Here is a 26,169-nt window from a genome sequence, read left to right on the forward strand (position 1 = left end):
TTAATATGAAGCGCGTTCTGTTCATATTCTGGTCATAATCTTTTTACATCCCGGTCAAACTATCTTCATATTTACCGGATATACTTATAACATAAGAGAAAGATGCTTATGCCTTACATCAGATAAAATTTTTTTCATAATCGCCGGTATTCTTACAGAAGGATACCGGCTCCTCCCTTTTATGGGGCTTTTTTTATGTCTTACATCTGCTTTCGGACGATTTTGTATTCATCGGCAAACTGATAATGAGAACAGCCGCCGCTGTCGCCCCTTAAAAAGCGGATCATCTCATCTTCGTCCAAATCCATCTCACATACGTAGCATTCGTAGTCCTCGTCGTATGTATAATACATACAGCTTTCACAGTTCTTTCCTGACATCTCGTGCATCTCCCCTTTATATTAATTCATCTTTATTGATTCATCTCTATTGATTCATTTTCGTTGGTCCATTTCCCCTGCTTCATCTGCCACGATCCGTCTTAATTAAATTTTGCAGCCATCGAATCACCGTACTGTCCAAGATCCATGCGGCTGCAAAGGACAGAACCGCGGTCAGCAGCGTTGCACAGACAATGCGCGGAACGTAAAAATGTCTCACCACGGTTTGATCGACCAGCAATTCGGCTGCGGCCTTTAAAATCAGATAGTGGGCCAGATAGGCCGAATAGCTGTGGCGGCTCATCCAGACAGCAGCTGTTCTGGCAGCCTTGCATTTTAAATTGCCGTAACACTCAAACAGCAAGAACACTGCCGCCGACATGGCGATCATGGTAGGCGCCAGATCGTGAATTCCCGGTACAAAGCCAGGCGTAAACCTTTTTTGCAGCAGTGTCAGAGCCAGCCCTACGATTCCTGCAAGGGCGAACCACTTAAAGTCCTCCTGTTTGAACAGCCTCTTCAGCGCATATCCCAGGACATAGTAGATCAGCCAGCCTTTAAACACCATATAATCGAGAATCTGATCCAGTCCGATGCCAAATCCGCCGGCATAGTTGGTCAGTGTCTGGACTCCAAGGATGAGCAGAATAAAATATTTCAGTTCCTTATCATTCATTGCCTTCATCATACGGGCCAGAAATGGCGTACAGAGGTAGAGCGCTATGATCACATACATAAACCACATATGGTCCGCCATAGGCACTGTACCACTGAAAAAATCCCGCAGGAATTCCACCGGATACTCCCACCAGGATAAGACCTCCTGGCTGCGGCTGACATAGAACAGATAGTAAAGGACCGAGAAAAAGAAAAACGGGATAACGATGACTTTTACCCGTTTCTTATAAAATTGCGTGATATCTCCGGTCGCCGAATCCAGAAGGAACAGACCGCTGAGCATAAAATATATTCCGACAAAACTGAGCAGAAGCGGCTGCATGACTGCTGCAAACCACCACTGTTTATCATTAACAGAGACAGCCGGTATGGCATGGACCATAATGATGGCCAGCACCGCCACCGCCCTTAGAAAATCGTATTTTATCTCGCGTTCTTTCAAACTGATTCCTCCATTTCAATATCAAGTGCTCCTAGTATACCATAAACAGTAATTTCGTAAAAGACCTCATCAAATTGTTTCCTGCATCCGGCGAGGGCCAGGCCGTGAACCGGCTCAGCCCTCCTCTCCTGTAAATGTATTGCCTGTTTAGGGAATTGCCTCTGCTCACAGCATTTCGTGAAGTCTGGTCCGCAGCGTCTCCACACGGCGTATGGCTTCACTCACGTTGTCCGACGCCTCCCTGATTTTTGACTGGACCATCCAGTCTATGATCATTCCATCAAAGAAATAGTCGGCAAAATTAAGGAATTCCCCAATATCGATTTTGAAATCTGCCGGTATATCAATATCCATCAGTTCCCTGCGCAGGCTTCTTAAGCTGCGTCTGGCATCCTCCAGAGACGTTCTCGCATCATCGATCCTGGAGTGCTTGATCCAGGTAGTAAACATTCCGCCTCCCAGCATATCCCATATTCCCCAGCTGCCTGCGCTCGATAACGCGGTTTCGGCCTGCCTCAGATTCATGAGCACCCGGTTTGCGGCGGCAATCGCCTCTTCTACTTCCTGTTTTCTTCTCTCTTCTTCCATACTGATTCTCCTTCCTGTCTGACGACAACTAAAAGTTTTCGTGCGTGGCTGGAACTTCCTTTATAAAGAAAAGAAAAAGACTCTTACCGTGGTAGTTCCTGCCACAATAAAAGTCTTGCACATTTCATTTTATACGGGTGTTTATATAAACACCAAGAAGACGATTTAAAATCCATCGGATGATGGTTCGCTACTCCCTTTTATTGAAAGATAATATATCATATTTTTACAATTTTGTCAACTAATTCACGTTTCTTTCAGCGCTTCTTTTCAGCGTTTCTTTCAAAACCATCACTTTCTCTCCATGGACATCGGTCTCTCCGTTAAATCGGAATCCGAATTTCTCATAGAGGTGGATTGCCCCCTGATTTTCTTCGACTACGCTTAAGTAAATCTTCCTTCTGTGGTATTCGCTTCTCAGCTTCTCGATCATCATCGGGAGTACGATGTGGCCATAGCCATGGCCCTGATAATCCCGGTCGATCAGCAGCCGGTCCAGCCAGACACGGCCTAATGGCAGATACTGCCAGAAATAACCGTACATGGAGAAGCCTACCAGCTGTTCTCCGTCATAGATGCCTACCGGACGCCAGCATTTCTCTTCCGCTGCCTCCTTTAAGCATTGTTCGGGACTTTCCACAAATCCCTTTTGTGTTTCGTGAATTTTGAGAGCCAGTACCGCCTCACGGTTCTTGTCATTTACCGGCTCAACATGGATATACATGATTCCCCTTCTTTCTTTATTTTGGCTTTGCCTTTTCCTATCATAAACTATCTGGTAACCCAATAGTCAATAGCTTTTGCCTGTTTTTCTGCTTTCGGTATCTACCAGCTGCGTACTCCCTGTATGTGCAGAAAGCGGGATTTCACGTATAAATAGGAATCAAGAGGGCGCATATAAGCGTCAAAGCTGTGCGCCGCCACGTAAATGCGGCCGCCCGTGACCGCGACGATTACCGGACTGTGATAAAAACCGTTGGCATTGCCCAACTGTACAAGATCTCCCGGCTGTACACCGTCCTGACCGGTTTCTGCCGCGTACGGACCAACCGACTTGTTATTTACCAGAAAATTGTAAAGATACTGCACTCCCGTCCAGCTCGGCGTCCTGTCTGTGCTGCTGTTATAATACCAACCCATCACCGGCGTATAGTTCATGACCCCGCTCCCCGCGTAAATACACTGTGAGGCGAAATTCGTGCAGTCTCCTCCAAAATGCTCAAAGTCCAAATACCGTGGATTTCTGCCCATGGCCCATTTCTTTGCATATTCCAGTGCCGCGTCCCGCCGATAGCCTGTTTCTTTCATATTTTTTTACCCGATTTTGATCTTTACAATATAATATGAAACATAATATGAAACGAGTAACGAAAAGTCCTCAAACAGGAGATTCGATTATACGGAGGACCTGGGTGTTTCCATAACGGTATTGCCTGTTATCATGAACTATAAAAAGAAACACAGGAGGCAGAATCATCTGCCCCTGTGCTTCTCCTTCCGTTTCTGCTGTTTTAATTCGAATCTGGCTTCCTTTTCCGCTTCTTTCTGCTCGCGGGTCCGGACCTTCCGTTCCTCCTTCAGCTGCTCATGCTGCAGGCTTAAGGCCTGCTGCGACTTCGTTCCGATGCCGGAGACCGCCGTCTGCATCCTGGCCTCCCGCTGCCTGCGCTTCGGGTTGGTATGTTCTTTTTTTGCCTCAGCTTTCACGGCCGGACTGAATCGCAGCCGATAATAATTCTTAAGGAGCCAGTCATATACCTCGTAATCCTTCGGCTCCATACCGAAGGTGATCTTACATACTTCCATCGTTCCGTCCGAAATCCTTTCCACGATTCCGATCCAGAACGGGTCCTCAAAAAATACCCGAAAGGTCAGCGATACTTTGTCCATAATGATATCCTCCTTACATGATTCATAATAGACAAAGAACGGACGACCTAAGGAGGAAGGTTACTGACAGCGGTTTCACGAATATTGTCCGCTGCGCCCGGACTACCTACCGGGCTGTGTTTTTATCTTTGTATTTACTTTACATTACCATTTTACCATATTGGTCCAGATATTTCCAGACCATTTAAAAGAATACGATCGGCCAACTGCATATAATGCTTATAAAGAGCTTCAAACCGTTTGGACGCAGATGTTTTCCACGGTTTGCGCTTACCGCAGAAATGCAGGATGGCCGTATTTTTCACAATCCAGTCCATGTCATAGACTCCGCTGCTTTTTAGCAAATATTCAGAATAATCCCTGGCATCATAATTCCATATGGCATCATCCACCTGCGCAGTCTGGCTCCCACAATGAGCGAAGCGGATTAATGACGAGAATATCCGGATCAAGATACAGTATCTTTTCAAGCGGTTCAGGGAGTAAATGTGGAGCAAGCAGCCGATAGTACATCTCCTGGGGATACCTTTTGGAAACCGGAGCCTTCTCGAACATCTGCCGTCCAGCCACAACTGCTGTTATGGATATTCCCAGCCGTCCGCAGTATTCTTCCAGTTTTTGTAAATCTGCCGGCAAAAACAAGCACATCAATTCTGTTACTCTGCATAAATATCCTCCTGTTTGACCTTACATCAGGTATTTTATTTAATTTTTTATAAAAAACTGCCTGCCGCCAAATAAACACCTGCCAGAAACGCCTCCGGAAGGATACTGAAGCCTGCAGGGAAAGGCTGTTCTTTCTGTGTCCGAACCGTATCTGCAATCACACGGCCTGCCAAAATTGCCCTGGAACGTCTGTCAGCCAATGACCTGGCGCTTTCATACAGAGTATCCGCGAAACATAATTCTCCCTTCTCTTCCTGTTCCGGAATCAGGAATTCCTGAACTTGTCTTTGAAGCTGCTCCTGCCAGATTCCGTATGAATAAATCGTCTCACTGCTAAGGCCGAATACTTCCCCGGCCACCTCGGCACATACCAGCGCGGTTGTTCCTTCATCCGGTTCCAGAACTCCATGCTCCTCGAAAATCTTTTCCAGCTGTCTTAAGTACAATTGATCCAGAACGAATCCTGCGCTGCCCTTTTCGAGTAATGATCTAAGCGGAAGATAACCGCCCATCTGTTCTGCCGCAGAATTTCCAAAGCCGCGCATAAAAGTGAAAGCACAGCCTTCATAAACCTGAAAACTCTTTAACGCATCCAGATAACCAAGACGGATATTTCGCTGCATTACAGTATGGTCAAATACCAGTGTAGGGCCGAGATTCCAATAACACCGGATATATGTCAGGCGTTTTGCAAGCGCAAGCGCCTCCTTCTTAACCACTCCAAAGGCTTCCAGATCTACGGCTATGATGTGGCCTGCCCCCTTTTCCAATGCCATCTTCACAGGAAGATTATCGTGATACGCGCCATCCAGATACCTTACGTCATCAATTCGATGCGGTTTAAACGCAGGATAGATGGAGGCGCTGGCAATAATATAGTCAATCAGTTTCCCACAGGGAATATCCTCTCTGAATAGTTCGCAGGGAATATTTCTATCCATATCTATGGTAACAAGTCCGTACTCGATCTCAGACTTACGTATTCGTTCTTCATCAATAAACGAGCCAAGCGTCTGCCTCAGAGGATTTGTATCCGTGCCGCCGTTCTTTACAAAATTTAAGACAAAGGTCTGATATGTCTGCCAAACTTTTTTCTTCAATGGATGTTCATCGTTGACCGGTACATCCATGACCTGAGCGGTCTCAATCTGATTCCACAGAAAAATTGCTTTCTCATAATCCCCCTGTGCGATCATTGCGCCGTTGACTGCGCCGATAGATGTACCTGTCACCACATGTATATCAATCCCCAGTTCCCGCAGGGCCTTCCATACCCCCATTTCATAGGAACCACGGGAACCTCCTCCCCCCAGTACGAAAGCCGTTTTATCACTCAAGCGCTCACCTCCATCTGATTTTTCCTGCCAATACTTCCAGCTTCATTCCAATGCCGCCAGCTCACGAAGTTCTTCCCTAAAGCATCCGATATACTTGCCTAATAAAGAAATGCATATCTGACGTTCCTGCTCCGACAGCCTGACAAAGGTCCGGTACTCCGCTGCAAATACAGGCTGTACGATGCCTTCAACATAACTTTTACCGCTGTCCGTTAATCGTAACAGCTTCCGGTTCCGTGTCCCGGGAACTGCTTCCAGTTTGACAAACTTTTTTTTCACCATATTTGCAACAGCTGAATTAACCGTCTGCTTCGGTAATGACCACATCTCACAGATATCCTGCTGCGAATATTCCTCCCCCATCACAAACAGGGTATACCACACCCAAAATTCATTATCAGAAATTCCCAGCCTGGCGGCAGCCTGATGGTAAATTCCGGTCAGTTCTTTTATCTGCTGGTTCAAAGTTTCCAACTGCTGCTTAATCTGCTGCTCCGGCTGCCAGCCTGTTTGCTGTTCTATCTGTTTCTCTGTCTCTTGTCTTATCTGTTCATTCATACACAATTTTCCCCTGTCTACTAAGTGAGCCCAAATGCTGACTGAAAAATCCATTTCTCCAGACATGAAAATTAATTAAGGCGCTTTATGTGTCCGATTTCGGATATATAAAGTATAGTCCGATTTCAGACTCTTGTCAATAGATAAATTCCATCTTTACTGTATAAGACAAAAGGCTGGACCTCAAAAAAAGTCCAGCCTGCTGCGTATTGACTGCTGATCCTGGTAAAAATGCGTTTTAAACCGCAAACCAGTCTTATCCCAACGTCATAAAAGCATATCTCACAACAAATACAACGGAGATCATTAATGTTAAAGCTCTAACTTGCCGTCTTTTCCCTGTCATGATATTCATCAGACAATAGGTAATCAATCCGAAGGCGACACCATTGGCGATCGAATATGTAAATGGCATAAATACGATTGTACAGAAGGCCGGCAGTGCGTTGCTCATGTCGCTGAAATCCACATCTCTGATGTTACCGAGCATCAGAATCCCCACGAAAATCAGTGCCGGGGCAGTGGCCGCCGCCGGAACAATGCTGACAATCGGTGCAAAAAGAATGGCTCCCAGGAACATCAGAGCGGTTACAAGGCTCGTCATACCCGTTCTTCCGCCTTCCGCGATTCCAGCGCTGGATTCCACCACAGTGGTAACGGTGGAGGTTCCTACCATTGCACCTGCCAATGTCGAAACCGCATCTGACATTAACGCCTGTTTCATCCGGATTACTTCGCCGTTTTCATCAATCATTCCAGACTGCTTAGCCGCACCGAGAAGTGTCCCAATGGAGTCAAACATATTAACCAGGGAGAAGCTGATGACTAACATCGTCACCGTAAACAGAGTTTCCACAAAGTTTGTTCCGGCAAACAGGCCCGCAAAATCCATCTTTAAAAATGATACTTCCGCGAAATCCTGAAATTTCACTCCAAGATTCATATCTAAATTTGAGAGATGCGTAATACCAAGCGGGATTCCGATCAGGGTTGCCGCTATAATTCCCAGAAGAATGGAACCTTTTACCTTTCTCGCATGCAGAATTCCCATGATGACCAGACCAACCAGTGCCACCAGCGCGCCATTGATCAAAACCATATCCGCGCCGCTTCTCCATTTGGAAAAGTCAACCAGGCTTACGAGTGTGGCAGGATTGGAAATGACGATTCCTGCATTCTTCAGTCCGATAATTGTAATAAACAGACCGATACCAGGAGTAATCGCTGTTTTAACCGCGTCCGGAATTGATCTGATTATCGCCTCTCGCAGACCGATTGCGGTAATAACGATGAAAAAAATACCGGATATAAATACGATAACCAGCGCCTGTCCATACGTATATCCCATTCCCAGCACCACGGTGTATGCAAAAAATGCATTTAATCCCATGCCCGGCGCCTGAGCAAACGGAACCCTCGCATACAATGCACAAAGGATCGTACCGATAAACGCTCCGATACAGGTACCGATAAAGACGCCGTTGGCAATCTTCTGCGCCATCGCTGCATCTCCCATAATCAAGTATGGGTCGGATAAAATCTGTGGGTTCAGAATAAGGATATAGGCTATTGTGATAAATGTTGTGATTCCTGCAAGTACTTCCGTTTTAACGCTTGAATGACTCTGGGATATCCCAAAAAACCTGTCTGCGAATCCTGTTTTTCGTTCCAATAATATGTCCTCCATCTTCCTTTAAATAAACTGCCTGTTAAGACTGCCTGCTTTGCTATCCTGTAGTCTATATTTTAAAGGTTTACGATTGTCGCTCCCTTCCACCGACAAACATGAAATTACCCAAAAAAGAGTCAACTACATAAACTATGTAGTCAACTCTTTACGGTAGTTGGTAGAGACTCTGAGCCAATTCTCAGGATATACATAATGAATAGCACCAATATTTAATCACAAAATTTATTATATACGCTAAAAGTTTTTTAGTCTATTCGCCTTTTTATCAATAAATCTTTATTTTTTTGTGCATTATGTATATTTTGTTATTCTTTTAAACCGCTTTCTTCATCATAAATAATTATTCGGAAGTTACCCGCCCGCATTCACTGCACCGATGGTCGTGGAGAGAGATTACACCTCCGCAGGCCGCACAGGTATAGCGTTTCCGCTCATTTTCCATAAATAATTCTATGCCGTTTTCCTTCACAAACAGGGACTGTTCTATGAGGCTGACGCCATAGCGTTTGCGATAGCTTCTGTCCAGATCCCGGATCCTTCTGCATGGGAAATCGCTGCATTCATAGCAGTAGGATATCTCTCTTTCCGCTGCACAGTTCTTTCGCAGACAGGTCCGGCAGTGTCCGGGCTTGCTCTCATCGGTTCCCAGGCAGCCTCCGCAGGCCTTCTTGGTACTGCAGTGTGTAAAACACACCATACAGTTCATTCCGCATGGTGCAAACAGCTGACTGCCAATTACTTCAGGCATCTTCAATAAAAACCGCCTCCTTTTCCTGAACTGCAGATTCCAATAGGATTACAGTGTCATGCCTATGATTTGTTTCAATCCACACACGATAATTTCACAGAGTGCGGCTACATCTTAAAGATGCGCGGCTTGACTTCATGTCAGTGGGGGATACCGATTTCTCTGCGAAAGTCTAATAAACAATCAAACGGTCCATGCATCCATACTCCGCGGCGTTCCTAAGTTCTGCTGCAAAATCCTTCCTGTCGCAGGACAGATAGGAAAGCATGGCTCTGTCCCCCTCCGGGCCGCCTGCCAGCTGCTCCATCAGCTGAATTATGGATTCCTCGAGTTTCTGTGGTTCACAATTCTTCACACGACTGCAAAACCGCTCCGTATCGTCTGCCGTCACCGTATCCCCGGACAGCTTTTTCCCCATCATCATATGAATCACCAGATTCCGCATAATAACAGAAGCCACATTCAGAACCAGATCCTCGTAATCCCCATGGTAGTGTTCCAGGACCGCCTTTCCGTACGCTTCCGGAAACTTGCCCAGAAATCTCTGTTCCAGGAGAACACAGGATAAATAAAAGTAGATGGCGTCTATTCCCTTTCGCTTCCCTACAGGCCGTAAAATCGGGTAATCCAGAGTAAGCAGATGATCCTGGGGCCGGAATCTGGCATCGTAATGGACAAAGAATTCCGGCATTCCTTTGATAACCGTATCCTCATAACAGCGGTTTCCGAAGGAACGAAAATTCGCAATGATCTGATCGTAGACTTTCTTGGCCCTGGCGGTCTTCTCCAGAACCACCTCATACCCCTGCTGGTAAAACCTCCATAAATCCGTGTCTGAGGCGGTGGCTACGCTGTTTTTTCCTGTCTTCACCGCTTCATATTCTGCTTCACGCAGGCAGTAAAGCACCGCTCCCATCAGCTGCTGCGCCGTCTCATAGGTGACTGAGGTGCTGGAAAGACTGGTATACTTTTCCGTAAGTTTTCCGACAACAGGCAGCAGTTCTTCCATCGTATAGTCCATGTCCGCCTCCTAACTGAGCAGGTCAAAGAGTGTCTCTAAAAAGAGCTCCCTGTCCCAACGTGCTTCCTGTGAAAATTTCTCGTACTCTCCCTTTCCACCGTTCTCCACGTAATCCCGGTATCCGGCGCGAATCGCCCTCGCAAAACGTTCCAGGCACGTTTCCTCCAGATAGGCGACGGAACCGTAACAGACGCCGTCAAACTGTTCTTTCATAAATGTCAGCAGTTCCTCATCCGTTAAGTTGTCCTCTGATTCGTTCTTATAGAGATAGAAGATTTCCTGCAGCTCCGCAATCACATCAGCATAGTTTTCCTGCTGCAAATAGGGAGAATCACAGAAAGTCTCTATGATCTCCGGCAATACCCCCTTTCCGAATTCGACCCGCATCTGCGTCCTCAGGGAATCACACCGGCCTGCCATCAGTCTCCCAGCATCTTCCTCAGTGAGTGTAAGTCCGAAGGACTTTGTCTTCTCGTTGCAAGCCAGCACTCTTTCCAGTTCCTGCTTCCGTTGTACTGTTTCCATCAGCTCATACCAGTTCTCCTGCATCTCTTTTCCTCCCCGTATTTGGTAAGTACTGATTCTACGCCTTTCAGACTTTCATTACAAGTCTTGAAAAAAAGAGATTTTTGTGGTATGATATAGGTGTGGAAAAAGCGATTTTAGTTCAGGATCGCCGGAGTCCACATTTTTTTTGCTTTTTCTGGAGACAAATTATCCCTTTAGAAAAGGTACGGCACCGCTTTTTATAAATTCTTTGATCGCAGCGCTGTCCGGCAGGTGCATCATATGATGGCGTGTCAAAGGCAGCAGTAAAAGTCCTGTCACCGTATAACTCCCCCAAAAATCCTTCAGCCAGACAGACCCCTTCCGGTCCAGTAAACCACCCTCACTGACCAGCCGGTCCAAATATTCGGACTCGGGTTTCCGTTTTAAGTCGCTCGGGGTAAGTGATTTGATCACGGCACAGGTCTGACAGCCTACCGCATTGCGGTAATTGATCAGCTCCTGTTTCTTGACGTGCCGGCTGAAACTGATTATTTCGCTGTCGCTCATAACATTACCGGTGTCTTTGACAGTCACATTCATACGATCCATCCAATCATCATCGAAAATCTGAGACTGTCTGGCAATCAGAAGATTGCTGACCAGATCTTCAATTCGGGCTATATGCCATAAATGCCAGGCTATGGTTTCATCTTTCTCAGTCGGCATCACACTGTAATCCTCATCTGCCAGGCCCTCCAGCACATGATCGCAAAACGTGGGGCTGCTGCTTCCCGAAACCACCCCCGTATGTGTGACCGCATGAAGGTCAAGTGCCAATTCAATAGCCGGTTCAAAGGTCTTTTTCGCCTTTAGCAATCTGCGCAGCCTGTCTGCCTGAAGCTCGTAATCTGCTGCAATATCAGACATATCATCGGTCTCCTTTTTCTTTTCTCAGACCAGGGAAAGTGTGAATTGATCTGCGTTTTGCGCAGCACGTTACACTTTCTTCCTGTATTTCTCGAAACTTTTCTCTGATAATATCTCGTTCGTCACAAATTTCCCGTCATAGAATAAGGAGTATGTTGTAAATGGGCTTGGCGCACACCTTGCAGCTTCCCGTGATTCCAGCTTTACTGTCTTGATCTCAATGCCCTGAGTCCTGGCGTATTCCGCCAGAATCGGAACGTATTTCGACGTGTGGGGACATTGCGCTGTGTAGTACAGAACCCATCCCTTTTCATCGGTCTCACCGGTCTTTGCACACTCTAAAAAGCGCGGCAGGGGTGTCCCGTCTTCAAATCGGAGTGCCATAAGCTCAAAGTACGGCGCGGCGGTATCGGCTGTCACAAATCCTTTATGCTTTAAGTAGGAGCCATCCGACAGAAACGGCATCTTCTTCTTAGAGGAAAGTATAACAAGCCCCTTCTTCCCGTTCGCCCTGGCCTCAGCGATACAGTGCTCCAGCAGCTGGCTGCTATAGCCCTGTCCTTTATACTGGCCGGAAACCCACAGACAATCGATATAGTAGTATCCATCTGCATCGACAGGCACCCAGGCGTACTCCGCCGGCAGGTACTCGATAAATACCTTTCCGCGCACATCCAGTTTTTCGAACACAAGTCCCTCTTTCAGACGTTCCTTCAGCCACGCCTTCTTGGAGGCCACGCAGGTCTCTCCCTTTTTATCCGATATGGCACAGCAGATGTGCTCTTCTTCGATATTCTCCAATGTAACACGTTTGAATTCCATACTCATCATTCCCTCTCCTGTTCTTCAATCCTCTTTCAATCCTATATAGACATGGATCTCCACCTCTTTGCCGGTCATCCCGTGATACTCTTCAAAATCAGCCTGAAACGCACGATTCAAGTTCATACTCCACAGTTCTATCCAGAACTGAACCAGGGCCTGCTGCACATCTCCCCTGACTACAAACTTCGCATATCTGCCTGCCGGGATCGTGCGGATCCTTAAGTTCTCCGGAAGCCCGGCATCATCCGCCACCTCACAGGCTGCCGTCATATCATAATCGCCGTTCTCATCGCTCTCGTAGTCTGAATAAATTCCGAGGACGCAGCCTCTTCTGTCTGCGGGGATACTGTCGTAAACCCCTTTCGCGTAAAAGCTTTCCCACAGCCCGCCTATGACGCTTCCCATATCAGGCGCATGGTTATTCGTCCTTGCTGTTATTCCTGCCGCCTTCTTCTCAGGCAGTGTCACGATTTCGTAATTCATCCGGTTGTCCTCTTTTCCACCACTTCTGTGGTTTTCTCATGTACGCTTACAGGATAACACTTTAATCACGACAACTGTATGTCATCATTAACGGTAAATACGACAAATTTTCTCTGCCATGGCGGCAAATTCCACCCGGAGTTCTTCCGGTTCCACCAGTTCCACACGGTCTCCCATGCTGAGCAGCCAGCTAAATACACTTCCGGGATCGGAAAAGCAGGAGCTGAATACCAGTTTTCCGTCTTCCCTCTCCTGAAAGCTCTCCAGCCCGCTCTCCTCAATCAGCCGCCACTTCATATCTGCCTCGCAGACCGCTGTGACGGAAATCCGCGGCGGAAATGCCTTGTCCGGTGACATATCATACGCAGGAACCTTCCGCTCCTCAAATCGCTCATCCAGCGCCTTCAGCTCCAGCATCCGGTTTAACTTGAACAGCCGGTAATCCTCACGATCGGTACAGTATCCCCACACATACCAGGAGGACCACTGAAAGACCAGAAGATACGGCTCCAGCTTCCTTCTGCTCTCGCCGGAAGGACCAAAGTACGCAAAGGTGATGTATTCTCTTGCGCCGATCGCCGCCTGAATCAGTTCGATCTTCGGCGCAAGACAGGATTTGTACCAGGACGATAAATCAATCAGGATATGACTGTTTGAGGTCAGAATCGAAGAATTCCCCATGGCCAGCTTGTCCATAAGCTGCTGGTATTTGTTGGTGCCGGATACGCTGTCCAGGCTGCGAAGTCCGGTTAAAATCGACTGCATCTCCGATGAAGTCAGTACAGTCCGGTCGATCCGGTACCCCTCCATGATGGAAATCCCTCCATTGGGCCCCTGTGTGGTTACGAGCGGAATGCCTGCTTTGCAGATATCTTCGATATCCCGGTTGATCGTTCGCCGTGATACTTCAAATTTCCCGGCAAGGTATGGCGCCGTCACCTTTTCCTGCTGCAAAAGGATGGACAGGATTCCGATTAGTCGGTCAATTTTCATAAACGCCTCCTGTTACTCATGATAGGTCAATCTTCCCAATTGCACTCACTCGCCCAGCGCCGCCTTCAGATCATTAAAATACTGCTCCTGCTGCTTCTTTAGGTAACCTGGGACAAACGGCTTCATAATCCACTTCTTTACGTCCACCCGCTCTGTAAAATCCGCTTCACAGCCTTCGTCCGTCCGGCGGAACAGACCGGTCCACGTACCTGTCATATTGGCGTTGTCCATGGTAAATTCATACCGGTACGGCGGCTCGAACCGGGTGATCACAAACGTGGTCGGAAAGCCCTCCTTCGTGTATTCCACAAACGTTTTCCCAGGCTCCAGTACATCGATTCTCTGAAGATCACTGCGCCAGCTGCAGTCGCTTAGATCTGTCACAACCTCCCATACCTGCTCGATCCTGCTCTTTAATACTGCCTTTTTCTTTGATTCTGTCATACCCTTCTCCTTCAAGCCTTCTTTTCGCTGCTTTTTCTCTATTATAGCAAATAAACAGGACATCTGTATGTCGTGATTATTTATTAGAAAATATTTTTTATTTTATGATTTCGCCCCATTTATGATAATTTCCCGGAGAATTTCGGAGGCCCTGCCGGTACTGTCTTTGCAGACGGACAGAAAAATCCGGACAGGATCCATTTTTAGTTCACCTGATACCGCAATATTTTGCCGTTCCGACAGGACGCTGGCGGGAAGAAGGGAAATCCCCATTCCCAGCTCGACGGAGCGGAGTATGACCTCGACCGTGTCCATTTCGATGATCCGTGGAGCAGGCACACCATGGGATTGAAACCATGCAAGCAGACGGGCGCGGAAAGGGCACGCGGCTATTTTATTTACTATGGCCGGCATCTGAATCATCTCCCGTTCCGCGCAGCCGAATGGGGCGATGATACAGAGTGTTTCCTGAAAGGAAGCCAGTGTCTCCATCTCCTCTGTCACGTACTGCGCCTCCAGAAAGGCACAGTCAGCCTTTCCTTCGGCCAGATATTGGGCCAGATGATCCTGACTGTCCGTGACCACAGAGAGATTCATTTCCGGAAGCTGTTCCTGAAATGCGGTCAGCCACAGCGGCAGTCTGGATATCGACAGCGTATGAGCCGCTCCGATCCGAAATGTTTTGCGGTCCCTGATTTGGGCCGCTGCTCTGTCGATCCGGTCAAGGATATCTTCTGAGGCGATTAACAGGCGCTCCCCTTCCGCGGTCAGAGTGACCCCTTTGCTGTGCCGGATTAGCAGAACGGCGTTTAACTCTTCCTCCAGTTTCTTGATTCTTGCCGTCACATTCGACTGTACGTATCCCAGCTGACCGGCCGCCTTCGAGATGGAGCCTGCGCGGGCAACCTCCCGGAATATTCTGAGTTCCTGACTTTCCATAGTTCCCTCCATCATTTAAAATGATACCAGACATCATTACCAACTATTATACACGACGGCGGCAGTTCTGTATAATTAAATAGTAAAAACATCACCGCCGGGCCCGGCACTGAATGATACAGAAAGAAGGAGCTTCCTATGATTGCAATGCAGTATCAAATAGCGCTGCCGGATCATTACGACATGAATCTAATACGCCAGCGCGTGAGACATAACGGGATGAAGACAGATGGTTTTGAAGATTTGCTGTTTAAGGCTTATCTGATACGGGAAAATCAAGGCGGATCAGAAGGCGGCAACGAATATTCCCCGCTGTATCTCTGGAAGGACAGTCCCGGAATGATACATTTTATATGGGATGGGTACTACGATAATATTGTGTCCTCGTTTGGGAGACAGCGCGTAAAACTGGGAATTCCCATTTTTGTGGATCTTGGAAAAGAGTTTTTAACTTCGAGGTTTATGTTGGAAACAGAACAGGTTATTCCAGCGTCCCCAAAAATGGTACGGCCGCATTTTTCCGCAGTTGGAAATAGCTGTACCGGGAAGGTGCTGCTCTGTGATCCGGAACAATGGGTGCAGAAGGAGTATTCTTTTTTCGGCAAAAAACCGGACTCGTCTATAGAGGGAACGTTTTATGAAGTGCTCCATCTGTCGGTGTGACAGCAATGCTATTATTTTTTTGCAGTCTGCCGCGGCCATTGACAACTGGAAGTCCGCTGCCTTATACTGTTAGATAATCATTGATTGATCATGGGGGATTTACGATTGGAACGAATACTGATTATCGGCGGCAATGGCTGCGGAAAAACCACCTTTTCAAATAAGATGGCGAATAAGTTAAGCCTGCCTTTGATCCATCTGGACGCACTGTATTGGAACGATAACTGGAAGCCTGTGTCAGACGAAGAATTTGACCGGCTTTTGATGTCGGAACTGGTTCAACCCAGATGGATTATCGACGGCAATATTTCGCGTACAATCCCGCTCCGGCTGCAGTACTGTGACGCTGTCATATTCATGGATTTTTCCCGGATCACATGTCTGAGCGGAGTGGTTGGACGATTCGTGAAAAACTATGGTAAAAGCCGCACGGATATGGGAGGAAACTGCCCGGAAAAACTGAATGCGGAGAAGATACGTTTTATCAAGAGTGTTTGGACTCATCACAAAGAAACCCGCAGGCGTTTTTATGATATGATGAGCGAAGCGGATGATGTGAGAATCGTCATATTAAAAAACCGGCGGGAAACAGATCAGTTTCTGTCGGAATTATAAACGTTTAGTTATGATAAATTAAAACCCCCGTATTTCCGGTTATACATGGAAATACGGGGGTTTTGCGGCTTGCGCGGCATAACTGACAGCTTCTTTTTATGCCCTTTTTCCCATCTTATCAGGCAGGCGGTTAAAAACGATCATAACCGCCACCAGCGCGGCAACCGCAAAGAGCAGCGCAGCAGGACTCTTCGTCACTCCCGCGATAATATAGGCGGCAAATGCTATGATTCCATTCACCACCGCATACGGCAGCTGCGTCCTGATGTGTTCCACCAGATCACACTCCGCGCCGGTTGAGGAGAGAATCGTAGTGTCTGAAATAGGGGAACAGTGGTCGCCGAACAGTCCGCCGGATAAGACCGCGCCCACCGCGATGGCAAACGGTATGCCGAACGCCTGCGCCATGGGAATCGCCAGCGGCATCATGATCGCAAAGGTTCCCCAGGAGCTTCCTGTGGAGAATGACACAAACGCGCCAAACAGGAAGATGCAGGCTGGTACCAGAGCCGCGGAAAAGCGCATGGCCTGGAGGAATTCCACGATAAATTCCGCGGTTCCAAGACCGCTGATCATTTTCCCCAGAGACCAGGCCAGAATCAGGGTGACCGCTACATCCGTCATGCCCTTCATGCCTTCCACATACACCTTGAAGGTATCCTTAAACCGCATAACCTTAAAAATACAGATAAATGCCATCAGCACAATTGCACCGAAGAAGTACCCCATAGTCAGGGCAACCCGGAACTCATTGCCGTCCACCTTCTTAAATGGGAACCCGGCCGGGGCCAGCGTGCCGAACAGTGTCACAAACACCACAAGTATCGGCAGAACCACCATAACCGGTTTTGCGTTCTTCCGGGAATATCCCGTTTCCGCGCTGCCCTTCTCCTCATCCTCATGCATGAAGGAAAACGTCTCGTTGGACTTCCCGGCACGGAGTTCCGCCTTCTTCATCTGGGAAAAATCCAGCTTCGTAAAGGCAACCAGCGGAATCATGATAATTGCCAGAATTGCGTAAATCTGAAATGGAATCGCCTGGACAAACGTCGTATAGTCGGAATCCATTACTCCCAGATTGTCAAACTCGGACTGGATCAGACCCATAATATAGACGCCCCATCCGATAAACGGAATCAGAATGGCTACCGGCGAGGAGGTCGAATCCAGAATCCAGGCAAGCTTTTCTCTGGAAATCTTCAGTTTGTCAAACAGGGGGCGAAACACCGGTCCTACCAGAAGCGGTGTACCCAGATCAGAGAAAAAGATTACGATGCCGCCCGCCCATGCGCAGAGCTGGGCCTTCAGCTTCGTATTCACGTAGCGGTAGACACTCTGGCTGAATGCCTGGGCGCCTCCCGATTTCTCCATCAGCTTGATGAAGCCGCCGATAAAGACGATCAGTACAATCACTCCCGCGTTATAGCTGTCCGTCAGCTGTACGAATAAATAATCTCCAATCATCGATTTCACAGCCAGAAACGGATTCCCGTGGCTGAAAATCATCACGCCTGCAAAACCGCCGCAAAAAAGGGACAGGATTACATTCTTGCTCTTAATTGCCAGTATGACCGCGATAATGGGCGGAAGCAGGCTTAAAATACCGTAATTCATTACTTTCCTCCTGAGTATCTTACGAAGGCCTAACCCGATTTCTGATGAGCCTTCGATTTATTATTATGCATTCCCATGTATAATTACCAGATAATATTATCCGATACGGAGGAATTTTACAAGCATTATCTTGCTGAACAGGTATACTTTTTATCTGTCAAGGGAAAGATCGTAGATCGTCACACTCTCTCCGGCCTCAATCCGCTCCGTTCCGGCCGAAATATCCACAAGACAGTTACAGCCCGCCATGGAACTGAGGATCCCGGAAGCGTGTTTTTTGGCCTCGGGAATCCAGACCTCCCCGTTCTCGAAACGGCCCCTTAAAAAACGGCGGGATGGGCTGGATTTTAAGAATCCCCGGGACAGGATTGCATTCCTCATCCGGGGGGCATAGAAGGAATCCCCCGTCATGGATTCAAACGCAGGCCGGCACAGGAGTTCAAAGTCTGCCAGTGCTCCGAAGGGATTTCCGGAAAGGCTGATGACCGGAGTTCCGTTTAATACGGAGCCGATGGTGGGCATTCCCGGCTTCATGAGGATTTTCCAGAACAGCCTTCTGGCCCCGGCCATGGCGAGGGCCTGGTGCATGATGTCCCGCTTTCCGACAGAAACACCGCCTGTCGTTATGACCAGATCCGCTTTTTTGCACGCATCGCCAAGCGCTTCTGCCATCTCAGCCTCGCTGTCCGGAACACGGCGGCAGACGGGGACCTCGATCCCCAGCTCTCTTAAACGGACAGCCAGGAAATATAAATTGCTGTCGTATATTTTCCCCGGCTGCAAGGGCTGGCCCGGCTCCGTCAGTTCATCGCCGGAGGCCAGCACAGCCGCCCGGATCTTCCGGTAAACCGTTACCTCGCAAAGCCCCAGCCCGGCCAGAATTCCCGCTTCCACATAGGTCAGGCGTGTGCCCCTCTTAAGGACCGCAGTGCCCGCCTGAATATCTTCACCGCGAAAGCAGTAATTGCCATGCCGCGGACAGCCCTGAAAGACCGCCACGCGCATCTCCCCATAATCGGTCTTTTCCTGATAAATACAGCAGTCCGCACCCGCAGAAATCGGAGCGCCCGTCATAATACGGGCGGCCTGGCCGGGGCCTACGGCGCGCGTGGGCCAGCTGCCGGCGTCGATCTCCTCCACCACCTCTAAGTAAACCGGATTTTCGCTTGATGCCTCCGTGATATCACAGCTCCGGCAGGCGTAGCCATCTACCGGTGAACGGTCAAAGGGCGGCTGATCCCCCTTTGCATACACATCATCTGCCAGAATCCTCCCTGTACAGTCGAGCACAGAACACCGTTCGGTCTCCGCTATGATACTGCAGTGATCCAAAAGCAGCCGGACTGCCCGTTCCAATGTCACCCGCTCTTCTCCTTCGCTTCCCGTTTTCCTGGTATCCATCTCTTCCCATCCTGTCATTCGATTTCTTTTTGTTTTCCCTTAGTTCTGACGAAAGAGGTGCGCCGGGAAGCGCGCCTCAAAACCTGTTACGCCTGCTTCTTTGCAGGGGAACAGAGCAATTTCATGAATCCGAAAAGCACCATCCCGATGATGGCCGTCGTTAAGTAAATCTGTACTCCGGCGATCTGTTTTACCACATAGCCCAGAGTCTCCTGGCCCGCTCCCGTGAAGAACGCGGCCGCCTTATTGGAAGCTACGATACCGATTGCCATAGGGAACGTGAGTCCCGCAAATCCCGGCGCAAACGGCACGGCAAAGAAGGACGGAAGCTTCACGATAATGAACACCAGGGATAAAAATACGCAGAGGAAAAGGATGCTCACCAGGACCATACTCGGCTCCGCAGCCAGATTCAAATAGCTGGCAAGGCAGAGGCTGCAGGGGGCCAGCACGATGGCCTGGGTATGCCAGACGGCCGGTTTCACTTCCTTCGCCGCCAGTCTCCAGATCATAAACGGGATAGTTACCGTATAGATACAGAGTCCCCAGATTAATACCGCTTTCGCCATAACCGGCGGAAGCATGGCGGCTCCGACCACCGTGGAAACCATGATTCCGTTAAAGGTGACAAACCAGCTGGGAACAAAGGTATCCAGCTTCACGCCATGGAAGACATTGTTGAACAGGAACACGGCGATGTGAACCGCGTGGATACAGACAGCGGCGATTAAGACCACTCTGGCCGCACCCGGAAACCAGTCCTTATAGTAGCTGCACAGAATCATGGTAACCATGGTGATACCTGCATAGAGACTGGCCGGGACCGTATTTTTATACTCTCCTTTTACTATAGAAGGATAAAGGACAATCTTTGCAATGTAAAACAGAAGCACAACGGTGGAGGCCCACATGGTCACGTGGCGGATCCAGTCGTATCCGAGTCCCTGATAGATGTTGCTTAAGGTGGCGGCGCCGAGCATGGTGGCTACAACCGGAATCGGCATATTTTTCAAACGTTCTTTCATAGATTACGTCTCCTCATAATAGAATTCAAAGTTTTCCTTTGTATGGAAGAAATCGGAATAGTCAATCTCAAACAGCGGTTTCTTTACCCGTGACACATCGATTCTTTTGGCAATCAGCTGGGTCAGTACGCCGCCGTAGGACAAGTCTCCCTGAAGAATTGCGCCGTATATTTTCCCATTTTTATGAATGATTTTCCGGTACTGCTCTCCGTTGTCTTCCATGACTACGGTATACGTCTCATCCGGTATCTCCGAAACTCCCAGGGACATGGTGGGAATTCCCAGGAAATTCATCGTGGCTTTGCTTGCAAAGAAGTCATCCATGGAGGTCTGAACGCCTGCCATGTTATCCGCTGCGGTCATGCCCTGCTTCACTGCAGCCGGCCAGATGGGGGAACGCCCCGTCACGTCGCCCGCGCCGTAAATGTCCGGTACGCTGGTCTGACCGTGATGGTCGATCACCAGTCCGAACCGGTCCATTTCCACTCCGGTATCCTTTAGAAATTCGACGTTGGGACGCACGCCGGCGGTGACCACAACCATGTCACAGGGGATTTCCGTCCCACTGGTCAGCAGCAGGGAAGTGACTTCTCCGCCGTCTCCCATGCGCACTTCCTTTACGCCCCGGCCCAGATAAAACTGGATGCCTTCTTTCTCCATGGCCTCCTCGTACGTTTTCGCACTGCGGCGGTCCAGCTGCTTCGCCAGTATATGGTCCTCCATCTCTACCAGCGTCACCCGTCTGCCGCTATGGAGAAATCCCACCGCTGCGTCGATACCTGCCAGGCCGCCGCCCATGACAACGATGTGCTCCGCCTTCGCCGCCTCGTCCCGAATCTGCTCCACCTCGTCTAAATTATGAAATCCAAAGACGCCCTTTGCCTCTCTCAAGCCTTCTACAGGCGGAAAGAAGGTATGGGAACCGGTCGCAATTAAAAGACTGTCGTAGGAAAGCTCCGTTCCGTCGGACAGAACCACCTTTTTTTCTGCTTCCCGAAGCGCAGAACAGACAACGCCCTTTCTCCATTCCACCCGGTACTTTGTCTCAAAATCGGACTCTGCGAAGCAAAGCTCCTCCTTCGTCCTGATTCCTCCCAAATAATGGTGAAGAATGCATCTGGAGTAAACGGCATCATCCTTTGACACCAGCACGATCTCCGCCTCCGGACAGTGTTTTCTAAGCTGCCGCACGCCGTTGACTCCGGCTGCGGAAGCGCCTAATACCACGTATCTCATCCCTTCACCTCCTCCAGAGTAATCGCTCCCATGGGACAGATTTCCACGCACATCGGCGCGGGGGAACCAGCCTGGGTACGGTGGACACACATGTTGCATTTCATGATTTCCTTATGTTCGACCCGGTCGCTCTTCAGCACGCCGTAGGGACAGGCCATGATGCACATGTAACAGCTGGCGCATTTTTCCTTATCGTATTCCACAAACCCGGTATCGGGATTCTTGTGCATGGCTCCCGTCATACAGGTGTATACACATTCCGGCTTTTCGCAGTGGCGGCAGAAAATGGGTGCGCATTTTGACTCGCTGTCGATCACCACCCGGTTTCTGGCGTCGCAGCTCTCATGGCTGACGACACAGGCTGTCACACACGTCAGACAGCCGATGCAGCGGCTTCTGTCAATTTTTATCCGGTACATCCGCGTTACCTCCTTCCATTTTCTCAAACCAGACTGGCGTCGCCTTGTAGGATGGCTCCTTCGAATACGTGTCGTAGACGGAAGGCGTCAGCTTATTGCACTCAATATAGTGGATCGGGGCGTACAGCTCTTTTTCCCGCACCTGATCCGAGATCCGCACCTGAAAACCGGCCTTTTCTCCGTTGACGGAGTGGACCAGGATGCGGTCATTTTCCTCCAGACCATACGCAGCAGCCGTCCCGGGATTCATAAAGAGATACGCTTCCCTGGCCGATACGTCGCCGATGAACTGAACCTCACTGGTTCTCGATTGGGTATGCCACTGGCCGACCGAGCCTCTTCCGGTGTTGAACAGGTACGGATACTCCTCCGTGAGCGGCAGAGGATTTTCCATGGGCGCCTCAAACTTGAACTGGGCTTTCCTGCTGGGAGTGAAGAAATTGCCGTCCTCATACAGGCGTCGTTCATCGTCCTCCAGCGTCTCTCCCTCCCGAAATGGCCACTGGACTCCGTTGGAATTCTCCAGCATCTCCCATGTGACGCCGGTGATGTCGCCCGGCATTCCTTTGGAACACTTCTTCATCAGTTCGAAACAGTCCTTCGGCGTCTCCCAGCCCTTCAGCAGACCGCCCATTCCCAGCGCCTTACCCACGCCTAATATGGCTTCGTAGTCCGTGATCTCATTCTCCTTCTTCGCAAGGCAGGGGCGCATGGCGGAAAGGCGGCGCTCCAGATTGATATAGGTGCCTTCCTTCTTGATTCCCGGAACTACAGGGAAGAAGACCGTGCACTCCTCGGCGCTCTCGATGGTGTCGTAGATATCCTGAACCACAAACAGCTCCAGCTTCTTCACCGCGCTTGCAAATGTCTCGTTGTTGGTCCAGCTGTGGCGCGGATTGGTGCAGAGAATCCACAGCCCCTTGATCCGTCCTTCATTGATGCCTTCGATGATCTGGTTATAGGTCGCCGTCGGCTTCTCAGCCAGCACACTCTCGTCCACGCCAAGCGCTTCCGCCACCTTAGCCCGTCTGGCCGGATTCGTGAAATCACCGCCGGCGTAGAGAACCGCCGTATTGCTGTAGGACCTGGAGCCCATGGCGTTGCACTGGCCCGTGATGGAATTGGCCCCGGTTCCCGGACGGCCGATATTGCCTGTCATCAGCGCCAGATTGATGATGGCCTGCGCGGTGCGGACCGCCTCATAGCCCTGGTTCACGCCCATGGTCCACCAGAAGGAGACCCGCTTTCCTTCGTGAATCAGCTGCGCCAGCTTAAGAATCTGCTCCGGGGAAAGTCCTGAGTTCTCCTGAGCCTGGTCCGGGGTAAATGGTTTCACAAATTCTTTGAATTCCCCGTAGCCTTCCGTGTGTGCCTCGATGTAGTTCTGATCGATCCAGCCTTTTTCGATGAGAACGTTGGCCAGCGTATAGAGAAGATATAAGTCTCCCCTGCATTTTACCGGGTACCAGTAATCCGCGTTCATGGCTGTCTCCGATCTTCTCGGGTCGATGACAATCACCTTTTTATCGGGATTCTGGCGCACCCGTTTCCAGAGGATGGGATGGGCAACGACCGGATTGGCCCCGATGAAGATAATCGTATCGGAAAGCTCCAGATCCTTAAGTGTGTATCCCGGGGCATCGAAGCCGTAGCTCTGCTTGTGGGCCACGACCGCGGTCGCCATGCAGAGACGGGTATTGCCGTCCACATTGGTCTTTAAGTAATTTCTCATGACGTGGCCGAAAATGGCAAATTCCTCCATGGTCAGCTGTCCGGTACTGATGCCCGCCACGCTTTCCCGGCCGTATTTTGCCTGAAGTTCCTGTAGCTGATCCGCCACATACTGAAATCCCTCGTCCCAGGAAACTTCCTTCATGGAACCGTCCGCCTGCCGAATCTTTGGAAGCGGCGAGGTCTTCACCACAGTCTGCTGTTTATCCAGGGACAGTCCCTTGATGCAGCAGAAGCCGTCGTTGACCGGGTACCCCTTTGTCGGAAGCACCCTGACGATCTTTTCGTCCTCCACGTAAAAATCCAGGTTGCAGTCCAGGGCACAGTAGTTGCAGGTTGATTGTACTTTTTTCATGCGTTCCTTCCTTCCCGTACTCTTTTCGTTAATATTTTAACTATAGCAGAAATGTACAAAAAACGCCGTGATTTTCATCACGGCTGTTTAAAATAATTGCTCAAATTCTCCAGGTTGGGAATCCAGAAATGATTCTTTTCCATAAGGATCAGACCCGAGTCGCAGAGTTTCTTCACCTGCCTCGATACCGTTTCCCGCTTGGAGCCCAGCATTTCGGAAAGATAGGTGATGCTTAACTGCATTTCGATGGAAATCCCTCTCTCTGTCTCCTTTCCGTAATCCCTGGCCAGCATGTAGAGCTTGGCGGCGAGGCGTTTTTCTCCCTTCAGCGCGTTGGTGGTGTTCTTCATCTGGCGGTACAGACGGCGGATTCTTATGGCCATGGAATTGAAGGCGGCCTTTGTCAGCTCGCCATCCCGCGCCATCACATGCCACAGCCTGTCCTTCGGAAGGACGAGAACCCGGGAGTCCTCCCGGACCTCGCAGTTGATGGAAGCCGGAATATCCTCGAACAGGACTTCATTCAGAAGGTTTCCCGGGCCGTAGACAAATACCACTTTCTTCTCCCCCAGGGTGTTCAGCTTATAGAGCGAAACCATGCCCTCCAGAAGGATATAGAAGCAGGTCAGGTCTTCCCGGTCGTAGAAAACGTGCTGTCCCTTCTCATACCGCCTCATATAGGCGAAGGAAGCGATCTCCGCCCGGCTGGCAGGGCTGGCAAATCTCAGAATGTTGGATATTTCAAATGCTTCTCCCATGGTCATATGGCATGTCCTCCGCTGTTGTGATGGGTTTTTGCAGCTTTGGGGCTGCCGCTGTTATCCAGGTCTGCGGAGTCGAGAAGATGAATGATTACTTCTAATATAGCATCCAGATTGTTCGAAGCGATCGTTTCTGGTATTTTGAAATGTTCTGGTGTTTCTGTCCTGGCCGCAGTTTCATCCATTTCCGGTTCCCAGCCGCCGTCTGTCACATAGGCCAGCACGGTCGAACGGTCACAGACGGGCTTTCTCGAGACCTCCTGCCGCAGCACTTCGATCTTTGGATAATCCGACTGCTTCTGCCCCTCCAGAAAAATTAAATCCGCCTCCGGAAAGAAGGAAAAGAAGGCGTCTGCCTGTAAACCCGGCTGTTCCTTTACCATGGAAAACTTACTGCCGGAGTACACCACCGTGCCATACGCGCCGGCCTGCTTCATGCGAAAGCTGTCCGTTCCCGGCACATCCGCCTCAAACTCGTGACCATCGTGTTTGATTACCGCAGCACGGATTCCCCTGGAAGCCAGCGCCGAAACCAGCCGCTCGAGAAGCGTTGTCTTTCCTGTATTCTTGCTTCCGCTCACCGCCAGCACGGGACAGACTGTCCGTTCCAGTCTTCCGTAGGCATCACGGTCGTTGACGTTTAAAAACCAGCGGTCCGGGAGGTGCTCCCGGCCGGTTTCCAGAACGAGGCACGAGATTCGGGAGAGGAATTCCATCATGCGGTAGTTTCCTTCTCCGATGCATCCGTCAAGCACAGTCAGACACGTTCTGGAGTAAAAACCACAAAGCGGCTGGATCCGGCCATCGCGCGTCTTCCAGATCACCGCATCGTATTCCGGCGTCCACCGTTCCATCAGGCGGCGTCCCATCTCAGCCCGGATCAGAGGCATGTCGCACGGCACAAACAGAAGGCCGTCCGCGTCCGTCTCTAAAAAGCAGGAACGGATGCCGCCCATGGGACCGATGTGTCCCTGTTGTCCATCGACCGGAAGATCCAAAATTGCAGTGCAGTTATCAGGAATTTCGGTTGGATTCCCGTAAATTCCCGTGGACAGGAAAAATGGCAGCCTCAGGCCTGACAGCTCCTCCATAATCTGCCCGGCAAAGCTCCTTCCGTGATAGTCCAGATCGGCCTTATTGACGTACCCCATGCGGCGGCCGGAGCCGCCGGAGAGGATGACGATACCACAGTTCTCTTTCATCCGCTGCCACCTCGTTTACTTAATCGTATTTTTTTATCATATCACAGAA

30 protein-coding genes and 1 riboswitch are annotated in these 26,169 nt (G+C 49.7%); of the genes, 2 read left to right on the forward strand and 28 right to left on the reverse strand.

Features of this window, described 5'->3' with window-relative positions; all coding sequences use genetic code 11:
* Positions 1-200: 200 nt before the first annotated feature.
* From DFR60_RS07285 to DFR60_RS07375, 20 genes are all read right to left on the reverse strand, one after another.
* Complete coding sequence (locus DFR60_RS07285) at positions 201-380, reverse strand: DUF6472 family protein (protein WP_110322300.1); 180 nt, start codon at positions 378-380, stop codon at positions 201-203.
* Between the two features lie 82 nt (positions 381-462).
* Positions 463-1,500, reverse strand: coding sequence for an acyltransferase (locus tag DFR60_RS07290; protein ID WP_110322301.1), 1,038 nt, complete (start codon positions 1,498-1,500; stop codon positions 463-465).
* A gap of 165 nt (positions 1,501-1,665) precedes the next feature.
* Positions 1,666-2,088: a hypothetical protein gene (locus tag DFR60_RS07295; protein ID WP_110322302.1), complete on the reverse strand. Its 423-nt coding sequence runs from the start codon at positions 2,086-2,088 to the stop codon at positions 1,666-1,668.
* Between the two features lie 241 nt (positions 2,089-2,329).
* On the reverse strand, positions 2,330-2,812 hold the full coding sequence (locus DFR60_RS07300; protein ID WP_110322303.1) for a GNAT family N-acetyltransferase: 483 nt from the start codon (positions 2,810-2,812) through the stop codon (positions 2,330-2,332).
* Between the two features lie 101 nt (positions 2,813-2,913).
* Positions 2,914-3,396 (reverse strand): amidase domain-containing protein, encoded by a 483-nt coding sequence (locus tag DFR60_RS07305; protein WP_055658250.1) that lies wholly within the window; start codon positions 3,394-3,396, stop codon positions 2,914-2,916.
* 165 nt (positions 3,397-3,561) lie between these two features.
* A complete protein-coding gene (locus DFR60_RS07310) occupies positions 3,562-3,978 on the reverse strand; it encodes a YjdF family protein (protein ID WP_110322304.1) in 417 nt (138 codons plus the stop codon).
* A gap of 152 nt (positions 3,979-4,130) precedes the next feature.
* Positions 4,131-4,295: a hypothetical protein gene (locus tag DFR60_RS30830; protein WP_243004998.1), complete on the reverse strand. Its 165-nt coding sequence runs from the start codon at positions 4,293-4,295 to the stop codon at positions 4,131-4,133.
* A gap of 67 nt (positions 4,296-4,362) precedes the next feature.
* Entirely contained in the window at positions 4,363-4,626 is a 264-nt protein-coding gene (locus DFR60_RS31390) for a glycosyltransferase (protein WP_432764103.1), read from the reverse strand.
* A 65-nt stretch (positions 4,627-4,691) separates the two neighbouring features.
* On the reverse strand, positions 4,692-5,981 hold the full coding sequence (locus DFR60_RS07320; RefSeq protein WP_110322305.1) for a patatin-like phospholipase family protein: 1,290 nt from the start codon (positions 5,979-5,981) through the stop codon (positions 4,692-4,694).
* A 42-nt stretch (positions 5,982-6,023) separates the two neighbouring features.
* Positions 6,024-6,539 (reverse strand): MarR family winged helix-turn-helix transcriptional regulator, encoded by a 516-nt coding sequence (locus DFR60_RS07325; protein ID WP_243004999.1) that lies wholly within the window; start codon positions 6,537-6,539, stop codon positions 6,024-6,026.
* Positions 6,540-6,795: 256 nt separating this feature from the next.
* Positions 6,796-8,226, reverse strand: coding sequence for an NCS2 family permease (locus DFR60_RS07330; RefSeq protein WP_333562852.1), 1,431 nt, complete (start codon positions 8,224-8,226; stop codon positions 6,796-6,798).
* Between the two features lie 117 nt (positions 8,227-8,343).
* Positions 8,344-8,440, reverse strand: a riboswitch (purine riboswitch).
* A gap of 129 nt (positions 8,441-8,569) precedes the next feature.
* Entirely contained in the window at positions 8,570-8,983 is a 414-nt protein-coding gene (locus DFR60_RS07335; protein WP_110322307.1) for a DUF3795 domain-containing protein, read from the reverse strand.
* A gap of 166 nt (positions 8,984-9,149) precedes the next feature.
* Positions 9,150-9,998: a DUF6179 domain-containing protein gene (locus tag DFR60_RS07340; RefSeq protein ID WP_110322308.1), complete on the reverse strand. Its 849-nt coding sequence runs from the start codon at positions 9,996-9,998 to the stop codon at positions 9,150-9,152.
* Between the two features lie 9 nt (positions 9,999-10,007).
* Positions 10,008-10,547 (reverse strand): DUF6323 family protein, encoded by a 540-nt coding sequence (locus tag DFR60_RS07345; RefSeq protein WP_110322309.1) that lies wholly within the window; start codon positions 10,545-10,547, stop codon positions 10,008-10,010.
* A gap of 165 nt (positions 10,548-10,712) precedes the next feature.
* Complete coding sequence (locus tag DFR60_RS07350) at positions 10,713-11,414, reverse strand: DinB family protein (protein ID WP_110322310.1); 702 nt, start codon at positions 11,412-11,414, stop codon at positions 10,713-10,715.
* 69 nt (positions 11,415-11,483) lie between these two features.
* On the reverse strand, positions 11,484-12,236 hold the full coding sequence (locus tag DFR60_RS07355) for a GNAT family N-acetyltransferase (RefSeq protein ID WP_110322533.1): 753 nt from the start codon (positions 12,234-12,236) through the stop codon (positions 11,484-11,486).
* A 24-nt stretch (positions 12,237-12,260) separates the two neighbouring features.
* A complete protein-coding gene (locus tag DFR60_RS07360; protein WP_110322311.1) occupies positions 12,261-12,722 on the reverse strand; it encodes a GyrI-like domain-containing protein in 462 nt (153 codons plus the stop codon).
* Positions 12,723-12,809: 87 nt separating this feature from the next.
* Positions 12,810-13,715, reverse strand: coding sequence for a helix-turn-helix transcriptional regulator (locus tag DFR60_RS07365; protein WP_002602907.1), 906 nt, complete (start codon positions 13,713-13,715; stop codon positions 12,810-12,812).
* A gap of 45 nt (positions 13,716-13,760) precedes the next feature.
* A complete protein-coding gene (locus DFR60_RS07370; RefSeq protein ID WP_110322312.1) occupies positions 13,761-14,159 on the reverse strand; it encodes an SRPBCC family protein in 399 nt (132 codons plus the stop codon).
* Positions 14,160-14,261: 102 nt separating this feature from the next.
* The gene (locus DFR60_RS07375; protein ID WP_167437541.1) at positions 14,262-15,098 is read right to left on the reverse strand and encodes a LysR family transcriptional regulator; all 837 of its coding nucleotides are present in this window, start codon (positions 15,096-15,098) and stop codon (positions 14,262-14,264) included.
* A gap of 138 nt (positions 15,099-15,236) precedes the next feature.
* Here DFR60_RS07375 and DFR60_RS07380 point away from each other — a divergent pair, with 138 nt between their 5' ends.
* Both DFR60_RS07380 and DFR60_RS07385 read left to right on the forward strand, forming a co-directional pair.
* Positions 15,237-15,761, forward strand: a complete 525-nt coding sequence (locus tag DFR60_RS07380; RefSeq protein WP_110322314.1) for a DUF4865 family protein — start codon at positions 15,237-15,239, stop codon at positions 15,759-15,761.
* Between the two features lie 105 nt (positions 15,762-15,866).
* On the forward strand, positions 15,867-16,376 hold the full coding sequence (locus DFR60_RS07385; protein WP_110322315.1) for a P-loop NTPase family protein: 510 nt from the start codon (positions 15,867-15,869) through the stop codon (positions 16,374-16,376).
* Between the two features lie 96 nt (positions 16,377-16,472).
* Here the strand turns inward: DFR60_RS07385 and DFR60_RS07390 are convergent, their stop codons facing one another.
* From DFR60_RS07390 to mobB, 8 genes are all read right to left on the reverse strand, one after another.
* Positions 16,473-17,990, reverse strand: a complete 1,518-nt coding sequence (locus tag DFR60_RS07390; protein ID WP_110322316.1) for a Na+/H+ antiporter NhaC family protein — start codon at positions 17,988-17,990, stop codon at positions 16,473-16,475.
* Positions 17,991-18,140: 150 nt separating this feature from the next.
* Positions 18,141-19,391: a molybdopterin molybdotransferase MoeA gene (locus DFR60_RS07395; RefSeq protein WP_110322317.1), complete on the reverse strand. Its 1,251-nt coding sequence runs from the start codon at positions 19,389-19,391 to the stop codon at positions 18,141-18,143.
* Positions 19,392-19,477: 86 nt separating this feature from the next.
* Positions 19,478-20,416 (reverse strand): TDT family transporter, encoded by a 939-nt coding sequence (locus tag DFR60_RS07400; protein WP_110322318.1) that lies wholly within the window; start codon positions 20,414-20,416, stop codon positions 19,478-19,480.
* Positions 20,417-20,419: 3 nt separating this feature from the next.
* Positions 20,420-21,652 (reverse strand): NAD(P)/FAD-dependent oxidoreductase, encoded by a 1,233-nt coding sequence (locus tag DFR60_RS07405; RefSeq protein ID WP_110322319.1) that lies wholly within the window; start codon positions 21,650-21,652, stop codon positions 20,420-20,422.
* Complete coding sequence (locus DFR60_RS07410) at positions 21,649-22,071, reverse strand: 4Fe-4S dicluster domain-containing protein (protein WP_110322320.1); 423 nt, start codon at positions 22,069-22,071, stop codon at positions 21,649-21,651. Before DFR60_RS07410 ends, DFR60_RS07405 begins: the two co-directional genes overlap by 4 nt.
* Positions 22,052-24,157, reverse strand: a complete 2,106-nt coding sequence (locus DFR60_RS07415) for a molybdopterin oxidoreductase family protein (RefSeq protein WP_110322321.1) — start codon at positions 24,155-24,157, stop codon at positions 22,052-22,054. The genes DFR60_RS07410 and DFR60_RS07415 overlap by 20 nt, the downstream gene beginning before the upstream one ends.
* A gap of 77 nt (positions 24,158-24,234) precedes the next feature.
* Positions 24,235-24,921: a Crp/Fnr family transcriptional regulator gene (locus DFR60_RS07420; protein WP_110322322.1), complete on the reverse strand. Its 687-nt coding sequence runs from the start codon at positions 24,919-24,921 to the stop codon at positions 24,235-24,237.
* Complete coding sequence (gene mobB / locus DFR60_RS07425; protein ID WP_110322323.1) at positions 24,918-26,120, reverse strand: molybdopterin-guanine dinucleotide biosynthesis protein B; 1,203 nt, start codon at positions 26,118-26,120, stop codon at positions 24,918-24,920. The genes DFR60_RS07420 and mobB overlap by 4 nt, the downstream gene beginning before the upstream one ends.
* Positions 26,121-26,169 lie beyond the last annotated feature (49 nt).

It is taken from the genome of Hungatella effluvii, from assembly GCF_003201875.1.
GTDB classification, from domain to species: domain Bacteria; phylum Bacillota; class Clostridia; order Lachnospirales; family Lachnospiraceae; genus Hungatella; species Hungatella effluvii.

Bases quoted from the DNA above. Each gene is read 5' to 3' on its own strand.
- DFR60_RS07360 (WP_110322311.1), bottom strand. From the start codon at position 12,722: ATGAATTACGAAATCGTGACACTGCCTGAGAAGAAGGCGGCAGGAATA.
- DFR60_RS07405 (WP_110322319.1), bottom strand. From the start codon at position 21,652: ATGAGATACGTGGTATTAGGCGCTTCCGCAGCCGGAGTCAACGGCGTG.
- DFR60_RS07395 (WP_110322317.1), bottom strand. From the start codon at position 19,391: ATGGATACCAGGAAAACGGGAAGCGAAGGAGAAGAGCGGGTGACATTG.
- DFR60_RS07415 (WP_110322321.1), bottom strand. From the start codon at position 24,157: ATGAAAAAAGTACAATCAACCTGCAACTACTGTGCCCTGGACTGCAAC.
- DFR60_RS07410 (WP_110322320.1), bottom strand. From the start codon at position 22,071: ATGTACCGGATAAAAATTGACAGAAGCCGCTGCATCGGCTGTCTGACG.
- DFR60_RS07340 (WP_110322308.1), bottom strand. From the start codon at position 9,998: ATGGACTATACGATGGAAGAACTGCTGCCTGTTGTCGGAAAACTTACG.
- DFR60_RS07310 (WP_110322304.1), bottom strand. From the start codon at position 3,978: ATGGACAAAGTATCGCTGACCTTTCGGGTATTTTTTGAGGACCCGTTC.
- DFR60_RS07355 (WP_110322533.1), bottom strand. From the start codon at position 12,236: ATGGAATTCAAACGTGTTACATTGGAGAATATCGAAGAAGAGCACATC.
- DFR60_RS30830 (WP_243004998.1), bottom strand. From the start codon at position 4,295: ATGGACTGGATTGTGAAAAATACGGCCATCCTGCATTTCTGCGGTAAG.
- DFR60_RS07345 (WP_110322309.1), bottom strand. From the start codon at position 10,547: ATGCAGGAGAACTGGTATGAGCTGATGGAAACAGTACAACGGAAGCAG.
- DFR60_RS07390 (WP_110322316.1), bottom strand. From the start codon at position 17,990: ATGAATTACGGTATTTTAAGCCTGCTTCCGCCCATTATCGCGGTCATA.
- DFR60_RS07420 (WP_110322322.1), bottom strand. From the start codon at position 24,921: ATGACCATGGGAGAAGCATTTGAAATATCCAACATTCTGAGATTTGCC.
- DFR60_RS07300 (WP_110322303.1), bottom strand. From the start codon at position 2,812: ATGTATATCCATGTTGAGCCGGTAAATGACAAGAACCGTGAGGCGGTA.
- DFR60_RS07330 (WP_333562852.1), bottom strand. From the start codon at position 8,226: ATGGAGGACATATTATTGGAACGAAAAACAGGATTCGCAGACAGGTTT.
- DFR60_RS07365 (WP_002602907.1), bottom strand. From the start codon at position 13,715: ATGAAAATTGACCGACTAATCGGAATCCTGTCCATCCTTTTGCAGCAG.
- DFR60_RS07325 (WP_243004999.1), bottom strand. From the start codon at position 6,539: ATGAATGAACAGATAAGACAAGAGACAGAGAAACAGATAGAACAGCAA.
- DFR60_RS07370 (WP_110322312.1), bottom strand. From the start codon at position 14,159: ATGACAGAATCAAAGAAAAAGGCAGTATTAAAGAGCAGGATCGAGCAG.
- DFR60_RS31390 (WP_432764103.1), bottom strand. From the start codon at position 4,626: ATGTGCTTGTTTTTGCCGGCAGATTTACAAAAACTGGAAGAATACTGC.
- DFR60_RS07375 (WP_167437541.1), bottom strand. From the start codon at position 15,098: ATGGAAAGTCAGGAACTCAGAATATTCCGGGAGGTTGCCCGCGCAGGC.
- DFR60_RS07380 (WP_110322314.1), top strand. From the start codon at position 15,237: ATGATTGCAATGCAGTATCAAATAGCGCTGCCGGATCATTACGACATG.
- DFR60_RS07350 (WP_110322310.1), bottom strand. From the start codon at position 11,414: ATGTCTGATATTGCAGCAGATTACGAGCTTCAGGCAGACAGGCTGCGC.
- DFR60_RS07295 (WP_110322302.1), bottom strand. From the start codon at position 2,088: ATGGAAGAAGAGAGAAGAAAACAGGAAGTAGAAGAGGCGATTGCCGCC.
- mobB (WP_110322323.1), bottom strand. From the start codon at position 26,120: ATGAAAGAGAACTGTGGTATCGTCATCCTCTCCGGCGGCTCCGGCCGC.
- DFR60_RS07285 (WP_110322300.1), bottom strand. From the start codon at position 380: ATGTCAGGAAAGAACTGTGAAAGCTGTATGTATTATACATACGACGAG.
- DFR60_RS07400 (WP_110322318.1), bottom strand. From the start codon at position 20,416: ATGAAAGAACGTTTGAAAAATATGCCGATTCCGGTTGTAGCCACCATG.
- DFR60_RS07305 (WP_055658250.1), bottom strand. From the start codon at position 3,396: ATGAAAGAAACAGGCTATCGGCGGGACGCGGCACTGGAATATGCAAAG.